This is a genomic window from Cupriavidus sp. FW306-1B-F12B, from assembly GCF_058781795.1.
The window spans coordinates 697,192-715,891 of record NZ_JBYSXC010000001.1 but is presented as its reverse complement, the minus strand read 5'-3'; the positions used below and the strand labels follow the sequence as shown (position 1 = coordinate 715,891).

At 67.4% G+C, this 18,700-nt stretch carries 16 protein-coding genes; 7 read left to right on the top strand and 9 right to left on the bottom strand.

What is annotated here, in order from left to right; all coding sequences use genetic code 11:
- Positions 1 to 12: 12 nt before the first annotated feature.
- Complete coding sequence (locus tag AC3WLE_RS03225; protein WP_492356158.1) at positions 13 to 558, bottom strand: ProQ/FinO family protein; 546 nt, start codon at positions 556 to 558, stop codon at positions 13 to 15.
- A gap of 218 nt (positions 559 to 776) precedes the next feature.
- Here AC3WLE_RS03225 and AC3WLE_RS03220 point away from each other — a divergent pair, with 218 nt between their 5' ends.
- Entirely contained in the window at positions 777 to 2,678 is a 1,902-nt protein-coding gene (locus tag AC3WLE_RS03220) for a potassium transporter Kup (protein ID WP_492356159.1), read from the top strand.
- Here AC3WLE_RS03220 and AC3WLE_RS03215 read toward each other — a convergent pair.
- The 4 genes from AC3WLE_RS03215 to pdxR all read right to left on the bottom strand — a co-directional run bounded on the left by AC3WLE_RS03215 (position 2,675) and on the right by pdxR (position 7,022).
- Positions 2,675 to 3,715, bottom strand: coding sequence for a ribonuclease Z (locus tag AC3WLE_RS03215; protein WP_492356160.1), 1,041 nt, complete (start codon positions 3,713 to 3,715; stop codon positions 2,675 to 2,677). The genes AC3WLE_RS03220 and AC3WLE_RS03215 overlap by 4 nt on opposite strands.
- Positions 3,716 to 3,779: 64 nt before the next feature.
- Complete coding sequence (locus AC3WLE_RS03210; RefSeq protein ID WP_492318674.1) at positions 3,780 to 4,121, bottom strand: hypothetical protein; 342 nt, start codon at positions 4,119 to 4,121, stop codon at positions 3,780 to 3,782.
- A 136-nt stretch (positions 4,122 to 4,257) separates the two neighbouring features.
- A complete protein-coding gene (locus AC3WLE_RS03205) occupies positions 4,258 to 5,442 on the bottom strand; it encodes an amidohydrolase family protein (protein WP_492318673.1) in 1,185 nt (394 codons plus the stop codon).
- Between the two features lie 65 nt (positions 5,443 to 5,507).
- Positions 5,508 to 7,022 carry a MocR-like pyridoxine biosynthesis transcription factor PdxR gene (pdxR, locus tag AC3WLE_RS03200; protein ID WP_492356161.1) on the bottom strand — a complete coding sequence of 505 codons (1,515 nt, stop codon included), beginning with the start codon at positions 7,020 to 7,022 and terminating at the stop codon, positions 5,508 to 5,510.
- A gap of 140 nt (positions 7,023 to 7,162) precedes the next feature.
- Here pdxR and AC3WLE_RS03195 point away from each other — a divergent pair, with 140 nt between their 5' ends.
- The 4 genes from AC3WLE_RS03195 (at position 7,163) to AC3WLE_RS03180 (ending at position 12,795) form a co-directional block, all read left to right on the top strand.
- A complete protein-coding gene (locus AC3WLE_RS03195) occupies positions 7,163 to 8,428 on the top strand; it encodes a 4-aminobutyrate--2-oxoglutarate transaminase (protein ID WP_492318671.1) in 1,266 nt (421 codons plus the stop codon).
- 9 nt (positions 8,429 to 8,437) lie between these two features.
- Positions 8,438 to 9,889, top strand: a complete 1,452-nt coding sequence (locus AC3WLE_RS03190; RefSeq protein WP_492318670.1) for an NAD-dependent succinate-semialdehyde dehydrogenase — start codon at positions 8,438 to 8,440, stop codon at positions 9,887 to 9,889.
- Between the two features lie 273 nt (positions 9,890 to 10,162).
- The gene (locus AC3WLE_RS03185) at positions 10,163 to 11,140 is read left to right on the top strand and encodes a Bug family tripartite tricarboxylate transporter substrate binding protein (protein WP_316154148.1); all 978 of its coding nucleotides are present in this window, start codon (positions 10,163 to 10,165) and stop codon (positions 11,138 to 11,140) included.
- A 65-nt stretch (positions 11,141 to 11,205) separates the two neighbouring features.
- Positions 11,206 to 12,795: a gamma-glutamyltransferase family protein gene (locus AC3WLE_RS03180; protein ID WP_492318669.1), complete on the top strand. Its 1,590-nt coding sequence runs from the start codon at positions 11,206 to 11,208 to the stop codon at positions 12,793 to 12,795.
- Positions 12,796 to 12,847: 52 nt separating this feature from the next.
- Here the strand turns inward: AC3WLE_RS03180 and AC3WLE_RS03175 are convergent, their stop codons facing one another.
- Genes AC3WLE_RS03175 through AC3WLE_RS03165 form a run of 3 tightly spaced genes read right to left on the bottom strand, consistent with a single transcriptional unit; the run spans position 12,848 to position 15,618 of the window.
- On the bottom strand, positions 12,848 to 13,822 hold the full coding sequence (locus tag AC3WLE_RS03175; protein WP_492356162.1) for a Bug family tripartite tricarboxylate transporter substrate binding protein: 975 nt from the start codon (positions 13,820 to 13,822) through the stop codon (positions 12,848 to 12,850).
- A gap of 51 nt (positions 13,823 to 13,873) precedes the next feature.
- Complete coding sequence (locus tag AC3WLE_RS03170) at positions 13,874 to 14,578, bottom strand: RraA family protein (protein ID WP_492356163.1); 705 nt, start codon at positions 14,576 to 14,578, stop codon at positions 13,874 to 13,876.
- Positions 14,579 to 14,622: 44 nt separating this feature from the next.
- Positions 14,623 to 15,618 (bottom strand): hydroxyacid dehydrogenase, encoded by a 996-nt coding sequence (locus AC3WLE_RS03165; RefSeq protein WP_492318666.1) that lies wholly within the window; start codon positions 15,616 to 15,618, stop codon positions 14,623 to 14,625.
- 137 nt (positions 15,619 to 15,755) lie between these two features.
- On the opposite strand from AC3WLE_RS03165, the gene AC3WLE_RS03160 reads away from it, so the two are divergent.
- Positions 15,756 to 16,658 (top strand): LysR family transcriptional regulator, encoded by a 903-nt coding sequence (locus tag AC3WLE_RS03160; RefSeq protein ID WP_492356164.1) that lies wholly within the window; start codon positions 15,756 to 15,758, stop codon positions 16,656 to 16,658.
- Positions 16,659 to 16,706: 48 nt separating this feature from the next.
- On the opposite strand, the gene AC3WLE_RS03155 is transcribed toward AC3WLE_RS03160, so the two are convergent.
- A complete protein-coding gene (locus tag AC3WLE_RS03155) occupies positions 16,707 to 17,300 on the bottom strand; it encodes a hypothetical protein (RefSeq protein ID WP_316154142.1) in 594 nt (197 codons plus the stop codon).
- Positions 17,301 to 17,447: 147 nt separating this feature from the next.
- Here AC3WLE_RS03155 and AC3WLE_RS03150 point away from each other — a divergent pair, with 147 nt between their 5' ends.
- Entirely contained in the window at positions 17,448 to 18,698 is a 1,251-nt protein-coding gene (locus tag AC3WLE_RS03150) for a CaiB/BaiF CoA transferase family protein (RefSeq protein ID WP_492356165.1), read from the top strand.
- Positions 18,699 to 18,700 lie beyond the last annotated feature (2 nt).

Sequence of the window (18,700 nt, the reverse complement as noted above, 5' to 3'; positions counted from 1 at the left end):
CGACGGTGGGGATCAGGGCGCGGCAGGCGTGTCGGGGCTGTCAGGCGCGGCGGCGGGCGCGGCAGGGGTGTCAGGCGTGGCAGCGGGCGTGGCGGGCTTGGCTTTCCGCGGCCGGGTGCCCGCACCGCGGCGGGCCTTCAGCTGCTGGGCCCGCTTGGCATCCGCCAGGCTGACGACACCGGCCTCATTGCCTTCCAGGTCCAGCCGCTTGGCGCCTTCCACCATGCACGACCAATAGCGTGCGCCGCTGCACCAGGTGCGGATCGCTTCACGCAGCTCCGCCTCGGTCAGGGCTAGCTTGCCCGCATGCTGGGCCAGATCCTCGAACGTGCCGACCTTCAGCGGCACCTTGGGCGCCGGGTTCTTCGGAAACGCCTTGGGGAAGTGCTTCTGCAGCCGGGCAATGGAATGCACCACCGGATCGACGGGCGGCTTCGCGGGCGCCGCAGCCTGCGCGGCAGCCGGCGCAGGGCGCCGGCGCTTGCCTTCCGTACGAGATTCGGCCTTCGCCTTGCTTGCCAGTTGATCCCTTAGTGCTGCGAGTTGTTCAAAGCCCATGATATTTGCCGTTCTGTGAACCAGAATTGTAGCAAGGCTGGGCCAACGACAGGTTTGGCGGCAATTTGCATGCGGCGGGCATGGGTCGAATACGTCTCTCGCTCCCGAAAGGCGGGGCCCGGACAGAAGGGCTCGCGGCGGGGGCGCCCTCACGTGATTGCCCTGAGCAGGCGGACCATCCGTTCGAAAATCGAGGAGCAGCGGTGGATTCCCATGCCATGAACGGTGAAACGCCAGCCGCGTCGCACCCGCAGCAATCCCGCGCAGCGCTCACGCTTGCTGCGTTGGGCGTGGTCTACGGCGATATCGGCACGAGCCCCCTTTATGCGGTCAAGGAAACCTTCAATCCAGCCCACGGGATTCCGCTCGTAACCGAGAACATACTTGGCGGCATCTCCGCGATCCTCTGGGCGCTGATGGTGGTGGTTTCGCTCAAGTACGTGATCCTCATCATGCGGGCAAACAACAGGGGCGAAGGCGGCATCATGGCACTGCTCGCGCTCGCCCTGTCTTCAGTGAAAAAGGTCGGCCGCTCGCCGACGCCGATCCTGCTGGTGGGCCTGTTCGGCGCGGCGCTCTTCTATGGCGATGCCGTGCTGACACCTGCCATGTCGGTGCTCTCGGCGCTCGAAGGCATCGAGGTGGGCACTACCGCGCTGCAGCCTTATGTCTTGCCGGCATCGGTGGGTGTGTTGATCGCGCTGTTCCTGTTCCAGCGGCATGGCACCGCCGCCATCGGCGCGCTGTTCGGGCCTGTCACGATCGTGTGGTTTCTCGCCCTGGCCGCCGCGGGCATCCACGGCATCGCCCGGTATCCCGCAATCCTGGGCGCGCTCAGCCCGCTGCACGCGCTCGGTTTCGTGACGCAGCACGGGTTCGCCTCGTTCGCGGTGCTTGGGGCGGTGCTGCTCGCATTCACCGGTGCCGAAGCGCTCTATGCCGATATGGGGCACTTCGGCAGTGCCCCGATTCGCCTGGCCTGGTTCGGGCTGGTATTCCCGGCGCTTGCGCTCAACTACCTGGGGCAGGGCGCGCTGATCATTGTGAATGCAAAAGCAATCGAGAACCCCTTCTACCTGCTGTTTCCGTCGTGGGCCCTTTATCCGATGGTTGCACTCGCGACAGCGGCAACAGTGATCGCGTCGCAGGCGACGATTTCGGGTGCCTACTCGCTGACGAAACAGGGAATCCAGCTGGGCTATCTGCCACGCATGAACGTGGTGCACACATCGGAGCGAGCGATCGGTCAGATCTACATACCGACTCTCAACGGGATGTTGCTTGTTGCGGTTCTGGTTGCCGTGCTCGGCTTCGGATCTTCGTCCAATCTCGCTTCGGCGTATGGGGTCGCGGTCACCGGCACGATGTTGGTGACGACGCTTCTCACCTTCTTTGTGATCCACTACGGTTGGCGCTACAACCTGCTGCTAAGCCTTGTCGCAACCGGCTTCTTTATTGCGGTGGATATGGCTTTCGTTTCCTCCAGCCTGTTGAAAGTTGCCGAAGGGGGCTGGTTCCCGCTCGTTGTCGGGGCCGGGATATTCGTCGTGATGCTGACATGGGTTCGCGGCCGGCAAGCCCTGTTGGAGCGGCTCCAAAGTACCGACGTGCCCCTCAAGTCGTTCCTGGATTCGCTGTTTCTCGCACCACCGCCGCGTGTGCCCGGCACGGCGGTGTTCCTCACCCCGACACCGGATGTGGTGCCACACGCGTTGATGCATAACCTCAACCATAACAGGGTGCTACACGAGCGCGTTGTGTTTCTTACCGTGAAGATGAAGGATGTACCATCGGTGCCGGCGACCGAGTGCGCAGCCGTTGAAGCGCTCGGACACGCCTGCTACCGGATAACGCTGCGCTTCGGCTTCATGAACCGGCCCGATGTCGCGCAGGCGCTCGGCGCGCTGCCTCCGCCGGCTGGCCTGGAGTTTGACATCATGGACACCTCGTTCTTCCTGAGTCGCGAGGCCATCGTCGCTGCAGCCGGCGGTCCCAGTGGCATGGCGTCATGGCGTGAACGTCTGTTTGCCACGATGAGCAGGAACGCCGGCAATGCTGCTGATTACTTCAACATACCGGCAAATCGCGTGATCGAGATTGGCACGCAGATCAAGATCTAGACCGCCGGCGGTACCTGTTCTGCAAAGGACTCCGTGGCCCAGGCGTCCCGTACCTCGGCGGCCAGTTCATCGGCGCGCCCTTGATAGCGTGGCGAAAAATGGAACGGCGTCACCGCGCGCGCACCTATGCTGCGCGCAATCCATCCGGCCTGGGCAGCGGTCAGGTGGTTCTTGCGCAGGCCGTGTGCCCGGTCGACATCCAGGAACACGCTCTCGATGAAGAGCTGGTCGACGCCTTGCATCAGTTGCGACAATGCTTGCACGTTCGCGCTCGTATAGCGAAGGTCGGTCACGTAGCCGATGCGCCGGCCGGGCTCGGTAGCCAGGATCAGCCGGCTCAGCTCGCCGACCGTTCGCGCCGACGCATGGTCGCCGCTCCTGTCCCGCCACTGCACAAGAATCGGGGTATCGCCGGCCGCGCCGGTCAGGACCGCATGCTTGAGTTCGCGCAGCCAGGCGCCGGTGGTCAGGCCCGATGCAGCCAGGCGTTCCTTGTTGACGCCGAGCCGGGCCTTTTCCTCCACCAGGTAGGCCAGGCATGGAATCCCGTGGTCGACAAAGCAGGCGCGCACCCGGAACGTCGCTTCGTCGTGGACGATATCGCCGGCCCTCTCGACACACGCCTCGGCCTCCCTGGCAAAGCCGTGCCGGCTGGAAAAGCAGGCGCGCCGCATCTGCCCGTCCAGTCCAAGTTCGGCCACTTCGATGACCAGTTCGATGGCGTAGCGATGCACCACGTTCCAGGTATAGGCGAGCAGCTTGTGCTCGACCTGTGCCAGGAATCCCGGCCCGCCGACCAGCACGATGCGCGGCTTGCGCCCGAGCAGCACCCGCAGCAGCTTGTCGAAGCCAGAGAAATGATCCATGTGCGCATGCGTGACAAACACATGCGACAGGCGCATCAGCTCGCGCGGCATCAGCCGGGCGATGTCGCCCAGGTCGAACAGCAGCGCGCGCCGTTCGTCCAGGAAGTTTACGAACAGCCCAGGATCGCCAAAGGCATCGTTGACGAGGCGGGCTTCCAGCAGGGGACGCATGTTCACTCGCGGTGCGACCGGCACCAGGGCCCAGGCAAAGGCGCATGCTGGTCCGGGCTGCCTGTCACCGCCCGGTCAGCTGGCGCAGCAGCTTCTGCACGATCCGCTCATGCTCTTCCAGCGCCGCGTCAAGCGTCTGCGCGCCATAGCTTTCATTGTCCTGCTCGGCCAGCCCGGTCACACGGGTGATGAACAAGGGGGTGTCCGTCGGTGCGGCCTCGGACACGCCCCGGAAGCGGGTCGTCACCATGCCGCCGGACTGCTCCAGCAGGGTGCGGCGGAATACCAGGTCGTTGTCCGCCATCCAGCGCGACCATTCGTCGTGGTCGGTTACCTGCACTGGCCGGTTCTTCTCATCCAGGATATAGAAGCGGCGCCATTGCTGTGGATCGTGACGAGGCTTCATTGAAGGCCACCTCCGTGCGGTTGCGGGCCGCTTGTCACCTGGCCCCGGCGCGCAATGTGCTTTGCAGGCGACTGCCGCGCGACGCAAGAGCACGATTTCAACGCCGCCCTGCAGCTAGTTTATTTGACGGATGCGTTCATGCCAGCGCGCCGTTGCGTGCCACGACCCGGCCGGCCGACACCACCAGTTGCCGCACCGGCCTTGCCACGACCGCCTCGGCCACCGTTTGCGCGGCGACCAGCACCAGGTCTGCCCGGTCGCCCGGCGCCAGGCCATAGCGCTGGAAGCCGCATGCGCCGGCGGCCGCGTGCGTCACGCAATCGAGCGCAAGCGCGAGTTCGTCGTCGCGGCGGAAGTTGTTGCGCAGGCCGATCAGCATGGCCCGCTCCAGCATGTCGGGCGAGCCGTATGGGGTCCAGGTATCGCGGATGCCGTCGTTGCCGCCGGCAATCCTGACACCGGCCGCGCGGCACGCGGCGACCGGCGGCACCGGGCGCGACGGCGGCGCGGTGGTGACGATGACAACCCCAAGGTCGGCGATGCGCCGCAGCAGCGCGTCGCGCTCGCGTTCGGCAATATCGCCCAGGCAGAAGGCGTGGCTGACCGTGACCATGCCGCGCATGCCCAGCGCGGCCGTTCGTTGCAGAATCAGGTCGAGGGAATAGGCGCCCATGGTGCCGGGCTCGTGCAGATGGATGTCGAGCGGGCGGCCATGGCGCTGCGCGAGGCCGAACAGGACATCCAGCGCGCGCACCGGGTCGCCTTCGATGGCGCACGGGTCCAGCCCGCCGAGGATGTCGGCGCCATCGCGCAGCGCCGCATCCAGCAGGGCTTCCGTGCCGGGGCGCCCCAGCACGCCCGACTGCGGGAACGCGACGATCTGCATGTCCATCTGCGCGGACAGCTGGTCGCGCGTGGCCAGTACGCCTTGCAGGTGGCGCAGCCCCGCGTCGGTGTCGATGTCGACGTGGGTGCGCAGCCGCGTGGTGCCCGCCGCGAGGAAGGCGCGCGCCAGCACCAGCGATTGCGCGCGGGCATCGTGGCCGGTGGCGGCGCGCCAGCGGCGCTCGTTGTCGATGCGGTCGGTCAGGTTGGGACCGACCTCATTGCGATACCAGGGCATGCCCCACAGGGTCTTGTCCAGGTGGGTGTGCGCCTCGACCAGGCCGGGAAGCGCCAGCGCGCCGGCGCCGTCCTCGACCTGGCATCCGGCCGGCGTGTCAAGCCCGGCGCCGATGCTCGCGAACTGGCCGTCTGCGATCAGGATATCGACCTGGTTCCCGGCTGCGAGCCGGACATTGCGGACCAACAGTTGATTCATTGCATCTTCCGTTATTTCAGGATGAAGTCGCCTTCAGGACGGCGGGGCTTGTCTCTCGGCACGGTTCAACGCTGCGGGGCGCGCATGCCGCCGCGCGGCAGGCAGCCGAGCAGCCTGTCGAAGGCCGGCGCGATGTCCTCCTCCGGCACGCAGGCATACCCCAGCAGCAGGCCTCGCTGCACGGCAGCGCCGATGAAATAGCGCGACAGCGGCCGCACCATGATGCCGCGCTCGCGGGCGGCGGCGGTGATGGCCACGTCGTCGGCATCGTCGGGCAGGCGCAGCACCAGGTGCAGGCCGGCATTGCTGCCGTGCTCGTGCAGCGCGCCGGGGCCGAGGTAGCGCTCGAGCAACGCGGCCAGGATGGCGCGCCGCCTGGCATACAGCGGCCGCATGCGGCGGATGTGGGCGGCATAGTCGCCCGCCTGCATGAATTCGGCGACGGTTGCCTGCGTCATCAGGTGGCCGGCCCGGTATAGCTCGGCGTGCGCGGTCTGGAAGGCCCCGGCCAGGCTGCGCGGCAGCACCAGGTAGCCCATGCGCAAGCCCGGATAGAGGGTCTTGCTGAAGGTGCCGATATAGATCACCGGCGCATCCGGTTCCATGCCCTGCAACGACGGGACCGGCTGTCCGGAAAAACGGAACTCGCTGTCGTAGTCGTCCTCCACGATCCAGCTGCCGCGCTGGCGGGCGTACTCCAGCAGCGCGCGCCGGCGCTTCAGGCTCATCACGGCGCCAAGCGGGTACTGGTGCGAGGGCGTGACGAAGATAAAGCGCGGCGCGGGCATGTCCCTGCCGGCTTCGGTGTCGGGCAGCGTCAGGCCCTCGTCGTCCACCAGCTTCGGCACCATGCCGATATCGCTGACCTGCAGCACGCCGCGGATGCCCCAATAGCTGGGTTCCTCCACCCACGCCTGGTCGCCGGGCGAGCCCAGCATCCTCACCACCAGGTCGATGGCCTGGTGTATGCCCTCGGTGATCAGCACCTGGTCCGGATCGCAGCGCACCGACCGCGCCACGCGCAGGTGCGCCGCCAGGGCTTCGCGCAGCGCCGGCAGCCCGCCGCCATGGCTGTAGCTCAGCCACTCCGGGAGCGGGTTGCGCCACAGGCGGGCCGAGATCTGCGCATAACGGCGATGCGGGAAGCGCGTGACGTCGGGAACGCCCGGCATGAAGGCGCCCCATTGCGTGGGCGAGGCCGAGGCATTGGCCAGCAGCCGCTGTCCGCGCGGCGACAGCCCGGGCATGGCCTGCGGCCCGACCTCGGTCGCCGGCACGGCGGCGGCGTTCAGGTAGCGCTCCGGCGCGGTGGCGGCAACGAAGGTGCCGCTGCCGGTGCGCGCGTACAGGTAGCCCTCGGCCAGCAGCTGGTCGTAGGCAAACATCACCGTGTTGCGCGACAACCCCAGCTCGGCGGCCAGGTCGCGTTGCGGCGGCAGGCGCGTGGCCGGCGCAAGGCTGCCGTCCTGTATCGCGCCGCGGATGCATTCGTAGAGGCCCCGGTTGAGCGGTTTGCCCAGTGCCGCCGTGCCTTCGGGGCCCAGGCGCTGGAGCAGCTGGTCGCCGCAGATCGATTTCAAATTGGCACCATCGGAATTGCAAAAGCGGTACTGGATTATAGGGCCAAGGCCGGTTGAAATGGCTGGCATCGCTGGGCCCCTGCCAGCGGTGCCCGTTTCGCGAGTCGGCCGGTGCCGACAGTCCTCACCGCACAAAGACCATGAAAAACCTCGAACTGAACCAACGCCGTACCCTCGCGACGCCGCGCGGCGTGGGCGTGATGTGCGATTTCTACGCCGACCGCGCCGAGAACGCCACGCTGTGGGACGTGGAAGGCCGTGCCTACACGGACTTCGCCGCCGGCATCGCCGTGCTCAACACGGGCCACCGCCACCCGCGCGTGATGCAGGCCATCGCCGCGCAGCTGGAGCGTTTCACGCATACCGCCTACCAGATCGTGCCCTACCAGGGCTATGTCGCGCTGGCCGAGCGCATCAACGCGCTGGTGCCGATCCAGGGCCTGAACAAGACGGCCCTGTTCACCACCGGCGCAGAGGCCGTGGAGAATGCCATCAAGATCGCCCGTGCGCATACCGGCCGCCCCGGCGTGATCGCTTTCTCGGGCGCCTTCCATGGACGCACGCTGCTGGGCATGGCGCTGACCGGCAAGGTGGCGCCGTACAAGATCGGCTTTGGCCCGTTCCCCTCCGACATCTACCACGCCCCGTTCCCCAGCGCGCTGCATGGCGTCAGCACTGAGCGGGCGCTGCAGGCGCTTGAAGGCCTGTTCAAGACCGATATCGATCCGGGCCGCGTGGCCGCGATCATCGTTGAGCCGGTGCAAGGCGAGGGCGGCTTCCAGGCGGCGCCGGCCGATTTCATGCGGGGCTTGCGGGCGGTGTGCGACCAGCACGGCATCGTGCTGATTGCCGATGAAGTGCAGACCGGCTTTGGCCGTACCGGCAAGATGTTCGCGATGTCGCACCATGACGTGGAGCCGGACCTGATTACCATGGCCAAGAGCCTGGCTGGCGGCATGCCGCTGTCGGCGGTCAGTGGCCGGGCCGCGATCATGGATGCGCCGCTGCCCGGCGGCCTCGGTGGCACCTATGCCGGCAATCCGCTGGCGGTGGCGGCGGCGCACGCGGTCATCGATGTCATCGAGGAAGAAGAGCTGTGCGAGCGCTCCGCCAGCCTGGGCCAGCAGTTGCGCGAGCACCTGTTGGCGCAGCGCAAGCACTGCCCCGCAATGGCCGAGGTGCGTGGGCTGGGTTCGATGGTTGCCGCCGAATTCTGCGATCCCGCCACGGGCCAGCCAAGTGCCGAGCATGCCAAGCGCGTACAGACGCGTGCGCTGGAAGCCGGCCTGGTGCTGCTGACCTGCGGCACCTATGGCAACGTCATCCGCTTCCTCTATCCGCTCACCATCCCGCAGGCGCAGTTCGACGCGGCGCTGGCGGTGCTGGCCCAGGCGCTGGCCGAATAAGGGGAACACATGGAACGCCAACATACCGCGCTGTTGCGCAGCCATTGCCTGATCGACGGCGAATGGACCGGAGCGCAAAGCGGCGCAGAACTCGCCGTCTTCAACCCGGCGACTCAGGAACGGATCGGCTCGGTGCCCCTGGCCGGCGCGGCTGAAGCCGAACAGGCGGTGCGCGCCGCCGAGCGCGCGCTGCCGGCATGGCGCGCGCAGACGGGCAAGGCGCGTGCCGCCGTGCTGCGCCGCTGGGCCGACCTGATGCTGGCGCACCAGGAAGACCTGGCCCGGCTGATGACCGCCGAGCAAGGCAAGCCGCTGGCCGAGGCGCGTGGCGAGGTGGCCTATGCCGCGAGCTTCCTCGAGTGGTTTGGCGAGGAAGCCAAGCGGGTCGATGGCGAGGTGCTGGCCAGCCCGCGCAGCAGCCAGAAGATGCTGGTGCTGCGCGAGCCGGTGGGCGTGTGCGCGGCCATTACGCCGTGGAACTTCCCCGCGGCGATGATCACGCGCAAGGTCGGCCCGGCGCTCGCCGCCGGCTGCACCATCATCGTCAAGCCGGCCGAACAGACGCCGCTCACGGCGCTGGCGCTGGCCGTGCTGGGCGAACAGGCCGGCGTGCCGCGTGGCGTGCTGCAGGTGGTGACCGGCGACGCCGTGCAGATCGGCGGCGTGCTGTGCGCCAGCCCGGTGGTGCGCAAGCTCAGCTTTACCGGCTCGACCGCGATCGGCAAGCTGCTGATGGCGCAGTGCGCCGGCACCGTGAAGAAGCTCTCGCTGGAACTGGGCGGCAACGCGCCGCTGATCATCTTCGACGACGCCGACCTGGATCGCGCGGTCGAGGGCATCCTTGCCTCCAAGTTCCGCAACAGCGGCCAGACCTGTGTCTGCGCCAACCGCATCTATGTGCACGACCGCGTCTACGACGAGGTCGCGCGCCGGCTGGTCAGCGCGGTCGAACAGTTGCGGCCGGGCCATGGCGTCGACAGCGGGGTCACGCAAGGCCCGCTTATCGACGCCGATGCGGTGGCCAAGGTCGAAGCGCATATCGCCGATGCGCTCGCGCACGGCGCCACGGTGCTGACGGGCGGCCAGCGCCATGCGCTCGGCGGCACCTTCTTCGCGCCGACGGTGCTGGCCAATGCGACTGCGTCGATGCGGGTCGCGCGCGAGGAGACCTTCGGCCCGCTGGCACCGCTGTTCCGCTTCACCAGCGAAGCAGAAGTGGTGGCGATGGCCAACGATACCGAATCCGGGCTGGCCGCTTACTTCTTCTCGCGCGACATGGCGAAGATCTGGCGCGTGGCGCAGGCGCTCGAGTACGGCATGGTCGGCATCAATACCGGGCTGATCTCCAACGAGGTGGCGCCGTTCGGCGGCGTCAAGCAATCGGGGCTGGGCCGCGAAGGCTCACGTCATGGCATCGACGAGTATCTGGAGACGAAGTACCTCTGCATGGAAGTCGAATAACAACAATGGGGTGAGGAACACCCCACCACCAGGGCGGGGCACGGCGCACCCACGCAGTGCGCTGCCCCCACGGAGACAAGACAGTCCGGCAAATGCCGGCGCCAGGTGGGCGACTCCGGTGCATGACCTGCGCAAACTTCCAGGAAACGGAAGGGGGCGGACAGGACGCGCGCCGGGATCAGCCCAACGCCAATGGCACGCATATTGCGGACTGGGAAGTGCCATCCGTTGCTGTCAGCGGATGCCATTTCTTCTATCGATGAGGGTACAAAGATGCGTTCCACTGCTATCCGCAGCCTGCTTGCAGTTACCATGCTGGCGGCCTCTTCACTGGCACTTGCGCAAGGCGCCCGCGACTGGCCCAGCCAGCCGGTGCGTATTGTCGTGCCATTCCAGGCCGGCTCGGCCACCGACCTGATCTCGCGGCAGATCGGCATCGGGCTCGGCAAGGAATACGGCCAGACCTTCGTGGTTGAAAACCGGCCGGGCGCCGCCGCGATGATCGGCAGCGAAGTGGCCGCACGCGCGCCGGCCGATGGCTATACGCTGCTGATGTCCGGGCCGGCGTCGATGGTGACCAACCGGTTCCTGTACAAGAAGCTCAGCTATGACCCGGATGCGTTCGAGAAGGTGGCGGTGGTCGCGGTCACGCCGAATATCCTGTTGTCCAACCCGTCGCTGCCGTTCAAGACGTTGCCCGAAATGGTCGCGTATGCCAAGGCCAATCCGGGCAAGCTGACCTATGCCTCCTTCGGTGCCGGCACCACTTCGCATATCGCCGGGGAGATGCTGAAGGCCGCGGCCGGCATCGATATCGTCCATGTGCCGTACAAGGGCGCCGGCGAAGCGATCCCGGCGCTGCTGTCCGGCCAGGTGTCGATGTATTTCGACACCATCATGACCGGCCTGCCGTATGTGAAGGCAGGCAAGCTGCGCGCGCTCGGCATGTCCACCGGCAAGCGCTCGCCCAACGCGCCGGAGATTCCGACGATTGCCGAGCAGGGTTATGCCGGTTTCGATATCGCGCCCTGGTATGGCATTGTCGCGCCCAAGGGCACGCCGGCCGACGTGGTCAGCAAGCTCAATGTCTCGATCAACAAGCTGCTCAAAGCGCCGGAGTTCCGTGAACGCCTGGCTGCCACCGGTGCCGAGCCGCGCGGCGGCAGCGTCGGCGATTTCAGCGCGATGGTCAGCGCGGAGATCCCGCGTACCGAAAAGCTGGTCAAGCAGTCCGGCGTGACTTTGCAATAAGCCGCGTGCAGCAACCCTGGGGCGCCGCCCGCGCGCCCTTTCATCTGTTCTGAGTGGAGTTCTCGATGTTGCCTTTCGACTGGACCTTTCCCTACCCGTCGCAAAAAATGCCGCTGCTGGCCGCCAACGCGGTCAGCACCAGCCAGCCGCTCGCCGCGCAGGCGGGGCTGCGCATGCTGTACGAAGGCGGCAATGCCATCGACAGCGCCATTGCCAGTGCGATTGCGCTGACCGTGGTGGAGCCGGTCATGAACGGCATTGGCGGGGACATGTTCGCGCTGGTCTGGCACGAGGGGCAACTGTACGGGCTCAACTCCAGCGGCCGGGCGCCGGCGCGCTGGACCCTGGATCATTTCGCCGGCCACGACAGCATGCCCCAGGTGGGCTGGGATACGGTGACCGTGCCGGGCCAGGTCGCGGGCTGGAAGGCGCTGTCGGCCCGCTTCGGCAAGCTGCCGTTCGCGCGGCTGTTCGCGCCGGCCATCGAGTACGCCGAGCAGGGTTTCCTGGTGTCGCCGCAGATCGCACGGCAATGGGCCGCGCAGGTGCCGGTGCTGGCCGGCCAGCCTGGCTTTGCCAAGGCGTTCCTGCGCGATGGCAGGGCACCGCAGGCAGGCGAGCGCTGGCGCTTCCCGGAGCAGGCCGCCACGCTGCAGCGCATCGCCGAGAGCGATGGCGAGAGCTTCTACACGGGTGAACTCGCCGCGCGCATCGTCGCGTTCGCCGAGGAAACCGGAGGCGCCATCCGCGCCGACGACCTGGCCGCGCATCGCGCCGCCTGGGTCCAGCCGATGGCGCAGCAGTTCCGCGGCTACACGCTCCATGAAATTCCCCCGAACGGCCAGGGCATCGCCGCGCTGATCGGCCTTGGCATCCTGGACCGCTTCGACGTGGAAAGCATGGGCTGCGACAGCGCCGGCTTCTACCACGTCAGCATCGAGGCGATGAAGCTAGCCTTCGCCGACCTGCACCGCCACGTGTCGGACCCGGCCACCATGCAGCACGCGCCCGCCGCCTTCCTGGATCCGGCCTATCTTGCCGAGCGCGCGGCGCTGATCGACATGAAACGCGCCGGCACACCCACCGCTGGCGTCCCGAAGAGCGGCGGCACCGTCTACCTGTCCAGCGCGGATGCGGCGGGTTCGATGGTGTCGTATATCCAGTCCAACTACCGCGGCTTCGGCTCCGGCGTGGTGGTGCCCGGCACCGGCATCGCGCTGCATAACCGCGGCGCGGGCTTCAACCTCAAGCCCGGCCACGCCAACTGCGTGGCGCCGGGCAAGCAGCCGATGCACACCATCATCCCGGGCTTCGTCACCCGCAATGGCGAGCCGGTGATGTCATTCGGCGTGATGGGCGGCTCGATGCAGGCACAGGGCCATGTGCAGATGATGGCGCGGCTCGCTGCCTTCGGCCAGAATCCGCAGGCCATGAGCGATGCCCCGCGCTTCCGCGTGGAGCACGGGCCGGTGGTGAATGTCGAGGCGCACCTGCCGCCGGACGTGGTCGCCACGCTGCGCGGCATGGGCCATCGCGTCGAGGTGGCGCCGCGCGACAGCCTGGAGTTCGGCTCGGCGCAGCTCATCTACAAGGCGCCGGACGGCTATATCGCGGCCTCGGACTCGCGGCGCGACGGGCAGGCAGTGGGGTTTTAGGCGGGCGCGGGCGTTGCGGGGCAACCCGGCCGCGTCGGCGTCGATGGCCTGGTCAGCTCAGCTTGATCTGTGCCTCGCGAATCAGCGCACCCCATCTGGCGTGCTCCGCACGGATATGCGCGGCGAATGCGGCGGGCGGCGTCGGGGTTGCGATGCTGCCTTCCTGCTTCAGCCGTTGCTGGACATCCGGCCGGCTCATGACCTGGAGGGTTGCTGCCGCGAGCTTTGCTGTCACCTCGGCCGGCAGGCCCGCCGGCGCGACCAGGCCGAGCCAGGTCGTTACCTCGAAGCCCGCGAAGCCCTGTTCCGCGACGGTGGGAACGGCTCGCAGCGCGGACAGGCGCTGCGCCGAGGTCACCGCCAGTGCGCGGATCTTGCCTGCAGCAAGCTGCGGCATGACCGACACCGTGTTGCCGAAGCAGGCAGCCACCTGGCCGCCAAGCAGGTCGTTCATGGCCGGGCCCGCTCCCTTGTAAGGCACTTGCATCAGGCGCACGCCGGCCCGCCGCGCCAGCATCTCTCCCGCAAGGTGTGCGACCGTGCCGTTGCCCGGCTGGGCAATGCCGGTCTCGCCGCTGCGCGCTTTTGCTGCCTGGATGAAGTCGGCGAGCGTGCGCAGCGGGGAGTCCTGCCGCACGACCAGCACCACCGGCTGCGCCGCGACGCCGGCAATGGGCGTGAAGTCCTTCAGCGGATCGAACGGCATCTTCGGGTAGAGCCCGGGGTTGATGGCGAGATTGGCGGCCTGGCCCATGCCGATGGTGTAGCCGTCCGGCGCGGCCTTGGCCACCATGTCCAGGCCGATGTTGCCGCCGGCGCCGGGCTTGTTGTCGATCACCACGGTCCAGCGCTCGAGCGTTGCCAGCTTCTCGGCGATCAGCCGCGAGGTGGCATCGGTGCCGCCCCCGGGCGGGAAGGGCACCACCAGCCGGACAGGCTTCTGCGGCCAGGGACCTTGCGCCCGGACGAAGCCGGAGGCGGCCAGCGTCATCGCTGCGCCGGCCTGGATAAACTGACGTCGTTGCATCGTTGTCTCCGTAATCTTTGTTGTGAGGCCATGACGTAAGGCGAAGGCCCGTCAGACCGGCAGCCCCTTGGCCCGCAGCGTGGCATCGAAGCGCTCCGGATCCGACGTTCCCGTGGCATTGCCGGCGCGGATCTTCGTTTCCTTCTCCAGGTGGGCGCGCGTGCGCGCGAGGATCTCTGCGGCCTGCGCTGCCGGCACCGCGATCACGCCATCCGCATCGCCCACGATCAGGTCTCCCGGCATCACCGCCATGCCCGCGCAGGTGATCGGCACGTTGATCTCCCCGGGACCGTCCTTGGTCGGGCCGCGATGGGTATTGCCGCGCGCGAAGACGGGCATGCCGGCTTCGGCCCATTCCAGCACGTCGCGGATCGCGCCGTCGATCACCAGGCCGGCAAGCCGTTTTGCCACGCAGGTGGTGCGCATCAGTCCGCCCACCAGCGCCTGGGTGACATCGCCTGCGCCGTCGATGACGAGCACGTCGCCGGGGCGGACCATCATCAGGGCCTTGTGGATCATCAGGTTGTCGCCGGGCCGCACGCGCACGGTAACGGCCGGGCCGCACAGCACTGCCTCCGGCCGCCGATGGTAGGGACGCAGGCCGATCGTGCCGATCTGGCGGCTCATGGCGTCCCCGACGGCCGGCACCGGCAGCTCGCGGAATGCCGCGATCAGCGGGGCCGGAAAGCCGTCGGCGCAGGGGTTGATGCGGTATCCCGCCGGCCATGACAGGGCCGTGGCTTGCTCGGTGTGCATGGGTATCTCCTGGAAAACCGGGTGGGAAGGGTGGCAGCCAGCCGCTATGCGATGCGCTGGCCCAGCCCGGCAAGCACGCCGGGATTCACGCACCAGGCCGGCGCCGGCGGCGTCCCTTGCAGGTAGCCGAGCACATTGCGCACGGCATCGCTGGCCATGGCCGCCAGCGCCGTCGGCGTAGAGCCGCCGACATGCGGCGTCAGCACGACGTTGTCGAGCGTGAGCAGCGGGCTGCCTGCTGGCAGCGGCTCGACGGCCATGGTGTCGAGGCCCGCGGCATGGAGCTGCCCGCCGCGCAAGGCGGCAACAAGGGCCGCTTCGTCGACGAGCTCGCCACGGGCCGTGTTGATCAGGATGGCGCCATGCCGCATGCATGCAAGCTGGGTGGGGCCGATCATCGCGCGCGTGTGCGGGTTCAGGGGAGCGTGCAGGCTGACCACATCGCTCACGGCAAGCAATGCTTCCAGCGTGTCGAAACGGGTGACGCCGGCGGCCGGCACTGCAGTGCCGGCCAGGGCGGGATCAAAGGCCGCGACCTGCATGCCCAGTGCCAGGCAGACGCGCGCCACGCGTTGCGCGACCTGCCCGAATCCGACCAGGCCGATGGTGCGCCCATGCAGTTCCACCCCATCCTGCGCGCGCGACCACCGGCCCGCGCGCAACTCGCTATCCATCCACGTCACACGCCTGGCGGCGGCGAACATCAGGCCAAGCGTGAGTTCCGCCACCGACTGGGCATTGGCGCCGGGCGTCACGTAGACGGGAATGCCACGCTTGGTGGCCGCGCCGACATCGATGTTGCTGACGCCCACGCCATGCTTGGAGATCACCTTCAGCGTGGGGCAGGCGTCGATGGCGGCACCGGTCAGATCCACGGTGCGCGAGATCACCGCGTCTACCGGCAGTGTGCCGAGCAGGTGATGCAGCTCCTGCGAGTCATCGGGGTTGGCCAGGCAGTGCAACCTGGCGTTGGCGGCTTCCAGCAGGCGGACGCCGGCATCGGCAAGGCGGGGCGCGGTAACAAGGACGGTGTAGGGCATGGCTGCGATCGGTTTGGTATGGGGCCATTCTTGTCCCGCCAGTCAGATGCCGTCCAGCTTATAATTTTCCTTATTCGATAAATATAAGTAATCAGTCGTGCCCCGACTTCCCGACCACCCGATGCGGAGTGCCGGTAATGGATTTGCGTGACCTCAAGTACTTTCTTGCCGTGGCGAATGCCGGCAACTTCCGGCGTGCGGCCGAGCTTGTGCACCGTAGCCAGCCAACCCTGACCAAGGCGGTGGACCGGCTCGAAGCCTCGCTGGGCGCGGCACTGTTCGAACGTGACGGCAGGGGACAGAGGCTGAGCGCGGCAGGGACCGCGCTGCGCGCCCGGGCCGCCGGCCTGTTGCAGGAGGCGGAGCTGGTGCGTGATGAAGTCGGGGCCATTGCCCGGGGCGTTGCGGGTACGGTGAGACTGGGCAGCGGACCGCTGGGCGCGGAATACCTGTTGCCGCCGATCTGCAGAATGCTGCTGCGCGAAGCCCCCAACGTGGTGCTGCAACTGAGTATTCGCAACAACTACGAGCTACGCGGCGATCTTCGGGAAGGGCGCGTGGACGTGATTCTCGGCTTCGTGCCGGAACAGGAAGACGAGTTTCACTGCGAGACGCTGCTGAAAGACACCGTGGTCGTAGCGGCATTCAGGGGGCATCCGATCTTCCGGGTGCGCAAGCCGGGGCTGGAAGCGCTGACCGGATATCGTTGGGCCCTGCCCAATCGCGCCGTCCCCAGCCGGACCTGGCTCGACCACACGCTGGAGTCGCGCAGCCTGCCGCGGCCCGTGGTGCAGATCGAGACCAACTCGATCCCGCTGATTCCCCGTGTGGTCGCCGATACCGAGCTGCTGACCTTTGTCTCGCGCCGCACCCTGCGCGCCAGTGGTGGCGAGCTGGTGGAAGTGCCCTTGCCCGCTGCCATGCTTGTGCGGAACTTCGGCATCACGTTTCGCAAGGACCAGCCGCTTTCGCCCGTGGCAGACCGGCTGATCCGCCTGCTGCATGATTTTGGCAAGACGCTCTTCGACCAACTCCACTGAGGCGTGCGGCTAGCGCGCCCACGGCGCCTGCGTGGAGCGCGGGGCCCGTCACAGCGGCGCAGGCTGGGGCTGGCTGGCAGGCGTGGCCGCGGCGGGCTTCTTGTTGTCAGTGCCGCTATATGAGAAGTACCTCGCCTTCGCGCCCCTGGCCCAGTACGCCACGGTGAAGTGCTTGCTGTCGCGCCCATAGAGCAATTCCAGGCTGCCATTGGCGGCGGCCCACTCGGCGTAGCCATTCTCCGCCGCGCCTTCAGTCTTGCGCAGGGGCGCATAGCGTTCGTCGAGCTTCTTGCGCACCTCATCCAGGGCCGTGCGCTCGAATGTCATCGTGATCAGCGCCACGGTGTCCTGCGCGTCGCAGTTCAGGATCACGCGCGTCAGGCCCGGGAGGTGGAAGCGCTCCAGGTGCCTGAGCTCAACGGCGTCGCCACCGGCCCACTCGGACTTGCCGGTCCTGGCGTGATTCTGCGGCGGCGCCAGGCGAGAGCACCTGGCCTTGCCCAGCTCCAGTCCCAGCGGCGCCGCGGTGTTGCTGGCTGCGTCAGGTTGGGCAGGGGATGCGGCATGGATCGAAACAGATGCCAGCAGGGTGGCGCAGAGCAGGGCGACCTGCTTCAGGTTCAGGCGGGAAAGTGCTTTCACGGTCTTGAGGGAAGTTGTCAGCCGGGGATTCTACGGCTTTCTTGCCTCCTGCCATGCATCTCCACGTCTGCCCGTGGCCCTTGCACCGCCGGGCTGCTTGTCATATAGTTCTATTCATAGAACTATAGAAGTAAGACAGGAGCAAGGATGGAGACAAGGACTGGAGCGCTGGCTGGCGTCAAGGTTGTGGACATCACGGCCGTGTTCATGGGCCCCTCGGCCACGCAGATGATGGGCGACCTCGGCGCGGATGTGATCAAGGTGGAGGCGCCCACGGGCGACAGCACCCGTGGCATCGGACCTTGCGGCAATGAGAAGATGGGGCCGCTTTTCCTGGGGCTGAACCGCAACAAGCGCAGCATCGTTCTGGACCTGAAGTCGCCGCAGGGGCGCGAGGCGCTGCTGCGCCTGGTGGCGGATGCGGACGTGCTGGCCTACAACGTCCGGCCCCAGGCGATGCAGCGGCTCGGCCTGGACTACGAGACGCTGGCGCAGATCAATCCGCGCCTGGTCTATGTCGGCATGTTCGGCTTCTCGCAGCGCGGACGCTATGCCCCGCAGGCGGCGTTCGACGACCTGATCCAGGCAGCCACCGGGCTGCCCCAGGCGGTCGCCATGGGCACCGGCGACATTCCGCGCTATCTCCCGCTGACCATTGCCGACCGTTCCGTCGGGCTCTATGCCTTCGGCGTGATCTGTGCCGCGCTCTACGCGCGGGCGAGCACCGGCCGCGGCCAGCGCGTCGATGTGCCGATGTTCGAAACCATGGTGCCTTACGTGATGGGCGACCATCTCTATGGCGAGACCTTCGTGCCAGCCAAGGGCGGATTTGGCTATCCGCGCCTGCTGTCTCCCGAGCGCCGGCCCTACCGGACCCGCGACGGCCATGTCTGCTGCCTGATCTATCACGACCATCACTGGCGTGCCTTCCTGAGGGTGATCGGCAAGCCCGGCCTGTACGACACCGATCCGCGCTTCGCGGACATCACCACCCGGACGGCGCACATCACCGAGCTCTACGGCATGGTCAGCGACGAACTGGCCAGGCGGACCACGGAGGAATGGCAGGTGCTGCTGAAGGAGGCGGATATTCCGGTGTTCCCGATGCACACCTTTGAATCGCTGCTCGATGATCCGCACCTGAATGACATCGGCTTCTTCAGCGAAACCGACCACCCGGCGGTGGGCCGCATCCGCGAAATGGCAGTGCCCAGCGAATGGCACGGCACGCCGCCATCGCAGCGCCGTCATGCCCCGGCACTGGGCGAGCATAGCCGCGAGGTGCTGCGCGAGGCCGGCTACAACGAGGCCGACATCGACAGCCTGATGGCATCCGGCGCATCGCGCGAACCGCGCCAGGCATCGGCGCATGCGACCGGCACGGCAAGCGAGGCCTGAAC

Bases quoted from the DNA above. Each gene is read 5' to 3' on its own strand.
- AC3WLE_RS03225 (WP_492356158.1), bottom strand. From the start codon at position 558: ATGGGCTTTGAACAACTCGCAGCACTAAGGGATCAACTGGCAAGCAAG.
- AC3WLE_RS03220 (WP_492356159.1), top strand. From the start codon at position 777: ATGAACGGTGAAACGCCAGCCGCGTCGCACCCGCAGCAATCCCGCGCA.
- AC3WLE_RS03215 (WP_492356160.1), bottom strand. From the start codon at position 3,715: ATGCGTCCCCTGCTGGAAGCCCGCCTCGTCAACGATGCCTTTGGCGAT.
- AC3WLE_RS03210 (WP_492318674.1), bottom strand. From the start codon at position 4,121: ATGAAGCCTCGTCACGATCCACAGCAATGGCGCCGCTTCTATATCCTG.
- AC3WLE_RS03205 (WP_492318673.1), bottom strand. From the start codon at position 5,442: ATGAATCAACTGTTGGTCCGCAATGTCCGGCTCGCAGCCGGGAACCAG.
- AC3WLE_RS03195 (WP_492318671.1), top strand. From the start codon at position 7,163: ATGAAAAACCTCGAACTGAACCAACGCCGTACCCTCGCGACGCCGCGC.
- AC3WLE_RS03190 (WP_492318670.1), top strand. From the start codon at position 8,438: ATGGAACGCCAACATACCGCGCTGTTGCGCAGCCATTGCCTGATCGAC.
- AC3WLE_RS03185 (WP_316154148.1), top strand. From the start codon at position 10,163: ATGCGTTCCACTGCTATCCGCAGCCTGCTTGCAGTTACCATGCTGGCG.
- AC3WLE_RS03180 (WP_492318669.1), top strand. From the start codon at position 11,206: ATGTTGCCTTTCGACTGGACCTTTCCCTACCCGTCGCAAAAAATGCCG.
- AC3WLE_RS03175 (WP_492356162.1), bottom strand. From the start codon at position 13,822: ATGCAACGACGTCAGTTTATCCAGGCCGGCGCAGCGATGACGCTGGCC.
- AC3WLE_RS03170 (WP_492356163.1), bottom strand. From the start codon at position 14,578: ATGCACACCGAGCAAGCCACGGCCCTGTCATGGCCGGCGGGATACCGC.
- AC3WLE_RS03165 (WP_492318666.1), bottom strand. From the start codon at position 15,618: ATGCCCTACACCGTCCTTGTTACCGCGCCCCGCCTTGCCGATGCCGGC.
- AC3WLE_RS03160 (WP_492356164.1), top strand. From the start codon at position 15,756: ATGGATTTGCGTGACCTCAAGTACTTTCTTGCCGTGGCGAATGCCGGC.
- AC3WLE_RS03150 (WP_492356165.1), top strand. From the start codon at position 17,448: ATGGAGACAAGGACTGGAGCGCTGGCTGGCGTCAAGGTTGTGGACATC.